Genomic DNA, 4,553 nt, shown 5'->3' on the forward strand with positions numbered 1-4,553 from the left:
AAAATGAAGTTAACAATACGTTCAATTATGTCTTTAATGATCATGTGGCTATTGTGGGTACAACCGACAAATCCAGTCAAAAATTATCAGAGATAACCCTGATCACTAGCGGCGATGGGACTGCCCAGGATGGCATGGATGTTGGTGCCGCGGTTGTTTCTGCTTTCTCTGCCACGCTGGGAGAGGACGCGATGAAAACGGATGAGGCATTCATAATAATGATGAAACTGATGGCAATGAATAAGAGCAACGCAGAAGAAAAAGAATCAGTCTCAACCATTTTCAATGGCATAAAATTTAGTTTTTTCAGCAGGGGTACTGTCGAGTATCGGTTTACAGCAGAACCCGCCTGATTCCATATTATCGTTATCAAAAGGGCTGTGTCACCTGATGCTGTTTTACCTGAAGCATGAAATACAACGCCGGGCTTAGTGTCCCGGTCTATACATTCGTGAGTAGTGTTTAAAGCGGGTAGGGTGGTGAGATTGTCAGATTACAGGCACAAAAAACCCGGCAGCGGGGCCGGGTTGGGTGTACTTATTACTTAAATACTCTTGTTTTTAATGCATACTCATATTCTTCTTTGGTGTCGCAAACCATTGCAACACCTAGAAGCTTGCCAATGTGCTGCCTTAGAGCTTTAACTCCGACCTCAGATAAAAACAGGTGTAATTTATCGCTTGGCTTGCCATTCTCTGCTCTGCTGGCTTTAGCTAGGTCTAAAATTTTCCCCTGACTTTTGGCAAGAGGAATATAAATTTGATTATTAGTTAGTTGTCCAAAGCGAATTGGGCGGCCTTTTTTAGGTTTATTAAATCGGTAGAGGCGATACCATTCTTCATATAATTCATCAGGGAATTCTTTTTCGTATCCTCTAGCTTCCTCGCGCACAAACGCCTTGAAAGCGTCAATTACTTCTTGAACTTCTGGGCGGTATCCGGCGATGGCGTAAGCTAACCCTTTTAGCCCCGCCTTCATTGAGGCATTTACTAACCTCTGGGCCATGATTGCCGATCGAGCTCGGGTTTTAGGAAGTGCGTTTTTTTGATGGGCGTTGATAATGGCTATTGCCATATCGCCTACTGCGGTCAAATCATAACCGTTAGCCTCTCCTGAACCAAAAACTGATCCACCGGAGTGCCATTGAAATTTAAACGGTTTTTCCATTTTATCGCGCAAAATTGTACCTATGAAATCTGACATATATTGCGCGTTCAGGAGGCGTGTCACGTGGACCATGTGGTCACCAAGCCCTAATAACCTAGCCAAGCCTGCACCTGAAACAACTGCCGTTTTATTATCATCATTAAGGACATAGCATTCGACATCAATATCAAATTCATCCATAAAGTTACCTTTATGGGTTGCCTTCAATGGTTTTGCAGACCAGCGAGCCGCAGCTCCCTTCTTGGCTATTTCAGAACGCTGCTCTTTAGTCAGTGATTTAGCTCGAGCCACACCGCCTTTAGCTTTCCCAGTTGTTTCTTTTTTTTCTTCCGTCATTTGCAAGCACTCGCATTGTGAAATGTGCTTGCATTATATCCACTGTATATCCATACAAGCAAGCATTCTACGTGTTGTATGCTTGCAAAATGCACAGCAATAAAAAAGGCCGCCTAAGCGACCTTAATCATACACCCCTCTATGGGCTAGCAGTGGTAATGGTAAACACGAATTTCATTAATACATATCCCACCAATGCTCAACCCATCACCCAATAGGTCGAATAGGTACATTGCGGTAAATGAGAGGCTCACTATGCTTACCGCGGCTAGAATTGTAGGGATTACATATTCTTTCATTACTCTTCCTTGAGATATGGACTAGCTGGATGCCTTTGGGGGCCACTGAGTTTAAAGCATCATAGATCGAATAGTTTGTAACACAAATACTGGGGATTTATCAGGGGAGGGGATAATGGCCGATGGGTCACCGGCCTGATACAGAGAGATTAAGCCTTAAACGGTCGCCCGATTTACCCATATTTTAACTATTTCACACGTTCAATGCTGGTTGTGCGTCAATTCTATACTCAGCAACTTACCTATCTAAGTGGGCTTTCTCTCACGACGTATTGCTTTTGGCATTTTTTGTATCCATTCATCAACCAATTCACGGTTGTAGAAGCAAGCAGCTGTTTCGTGAGGGATTCCATTCCCTGAAACGTGTTTGTACTCGCGCCCCTCCATCCACGAAGTATCTCTAGCATATTTAATGGTATTTTTCTTTAAGCCAGTTATAGCCATCAATACTGATTCCGAAACCCAACGTGACGGTACTAACTGAATAATGTTATCCATAACTATGTTGCCTCTTAATTTTCTCTGACAAACGATTTTTTGTGAACATCTTTTATAGTTTAGACATAGAGGAGATTAATAAAGTTGGTATTGGGGTTTTTTTAGTCAATCAGATGAGTGATAAACAGTAACATATTGAAGATTAATAGTTATTTTTGGTTATCGTCAGGTTGAAGGAAGTTCAACAAGCTATTGAACCGACTTTGTAGAGAGATGAACCTACCGTGAGTCGGTTCAATTTAAAATTAATTTGTCTTATATATCAAATAAATGCGTCCGTGAACCGACTGAACCTACCGAACCGACCACTTTCTGGTTATATATAGAGAAATTTTATTTGCGATTATGAATCCATAATCAACTGTTAAATTGGTGGTCAAATAACAACCATTAAAATGAAGTGCGATGATATGAAATCATTCTGATAGCAAATACCGTCTTTCACGATTCTTGGTAATTTATTTGTACAGGTTTGGGGAAGGAAAATTATTTGGGGGTATCATTGGGGGTATCTTGAAAATCGAACTTGGTAAATATATTTATTTAACAGTATGTTATGCGTTTAATTCCACTCCTGTAGGGTACCATCTTTACGTCTCCTAAATTCTATCTAAGTCCATAAATCCCTTATGTAATCAGCCTCTCTGACAATTCCTGGCATCCCTACGTTTATCCGCATCGACTGAATTTTATAGATAGTTGGGGTATAAATAGGGGGAAGCCGAGGTTCCATGGAATGAGATACCCCCACATGAAATGGCTCTGTCGCATTAAGGCGTTGTTAGGTAGCATGCTGTTTTTTGTGATGTTACCTGCCCATGTCTCTGACCCGAAACGCCTTTTGTTGCCTGCATTATCCCGTCGATATTATTGCTCAGTGTGTCCGCTGGTATCTGGCTTATTCACTGAGTTTACGCAACCTGGAAGAGATGATGGCAGAGCGTGGTATTGTCATTGACCATTCCACGCTGCATCGTTGGGTGCCGCTGTTAGATAAGGTTTTTCGCCGACACAAACGCACAGTAGTCCGGCGGTGGCGAATGGATGAAACTTACATCAAAATCAAAGGCTAGTGGCGATATCTGTACCGCGCGGTCGATACTGTAGGCCAAACCATCGACCTTTTGCTGACCGCTAAACGGGACTCTGCGGCTGCATTGCGCTTCTTTCGCAAAGCTATTCGTCAAGGGTTTGAATAGCCATGTGTATAATCATAATTTATATACAACTCATCCTTTATAATAATATAAAGAGGCGTATGTCCTCCACAGTGAACATACGCCATTTCTACATAACGGTTACTTATATTGCTAACGATCATTTACAGTAAAAATTTAATTTCATCACCCAAGATATCACTGATATCTTCATGCATTTTTGTCGTTGTATGCATGTTATCCCAGAAGATAAATGCTCCATTACTATTTTTACATTCGTCTTTAGGTGATGCACCTGCAATATAATCAAGACTGGAATCTCTCAGATTCAGACAAGTATCTTTAGCGTTTACATAATTAAAGCTTGCGGGGTTTTTGATTATTTTATCAAAAGCTGCATTTAAATCTGGCATAATCCATTTGACATCAGGATAAGTTAATTTTAAAGAATTAATTAACGAACTTAGTTTCGTATTAAACTCAGTGGATTTGTTTTTTAACTTATCTCTGTCGGATTGACTCCAGTTCTTAACCGCAGGGATAGTTGAGAAATCAGGGAGAGTAAATATCGCAACCTGCTTAGCTCCCAGACTTTTCAATCTAACTAAAGAGGTTTTATAGTTATTAACAATATCATCAGGTGATTTGTTTCCCGTGATAAAATCATTGCCGCCAAACATAGCAAGAAAAAGAGTTTGACCAATATCATATCCATTAGATTTTTTCATATAAGACTCAAATGAGTCTAATTGCTGACTAAATCCTGAGAATATCAGATTACTGCCACTCTCTGCATTGCCCGTTGCCCATGTGTAACCAGGCACCTTGATATGCTTTTTACTCAGGTATTCATGCCAAACAAGTCCGTTTGAAAAATGCCCTAAAAACCATGTATTACTATTTGGCACTGTTCCATAAGAACCATTATAAACATTAATCGTATCAGATAAACTATCGCCGAAAACAACCATTCTATCCAGTTTCGCTTTGCCAACTTCTACTGAGGGAATATTACTTCCTTCATTCCAGAATGAGTAATAATAAGATAGAGTGTAATCAGATGCGTAAGGTATTAAGTCACTATAGTTAATGTCTT

Annotated in this window: 4 protein-coding genes and 1 pseudogene; 2 read left to right on the plus strand and 3 right to left on the minus strand. The window is 40.4% G+C overall.

The genetic code is table 11. From position 1 onward, the window contains the following. A partial coding sequence (locus V2A85_RS22065; protein WP_420072376.1) for a hypothetical protein occupies positions 1–353 on the plus strand: 353 nt, incomplete at its 5' end. A gap of 187 nt (positions 354–540) precedes the next feature. On the opposite strand, the gene V2A85_RS22070 is transcribed toward V2A85_RS22065, so the two are convergent. Next, positions 541–1,503, minus strand: a complete 963-nt coding sequence (locus tag V2A85_RS22070; protein WP_420072377.1) for a P63C domain-containing protein — start codon at positions 1,501–1,503, stop codon at positions 541–543. A gap of 545 nt (positions 1,504–2,048) precedes the next feature. Next, positions 2,049–2,300, minus strand: a complete 252-nt coding sequence (gene xisR / locus V2A85_RS22075; RefSeq protein ID WP_167312756.1) for an excisionase family protein — start codon at positions 2,298–2,300, stop codon at positions 2,049–2,051. An 818-nt stretch (positions 2,301–3,118) separates the two neighbouring features. On the opposite strand from xisR, the pseudogene V2A85_RS22080 reads away from it, so the two are divergent. Next, positions 3,119–3,484, plus strand: a pseudogene (locus tag V2A85_RS22080) (IS6 family transposase); the annotation flags it as partial. A 137-nt stretch (positions 3,485–3,621) separates the two neighbouring features. Here the strand turns inward: V2A85_RS22080 and V2A85_RS22085 are convergent. Next, positions 3,622–4,553 (minus strand): SGNH/GDSL hydrolase family protein (locus V2A85_RS22085; RefSeq protein WP_420072378.1); only part of this gene is annotated, 932 nt, incomplete at its 5' end.

It is taken from the genome of Yersinia sp. 1252 StPb PI (genome assembly GCF_048593885.1).
Taxonomy (GTDB): Bacteria; Pseudomonadota; Gammaproteobacteria; order Enterobacterales; family Enterobacteriaceae; genus Yersinia; species Yersinia enterocolitica_E.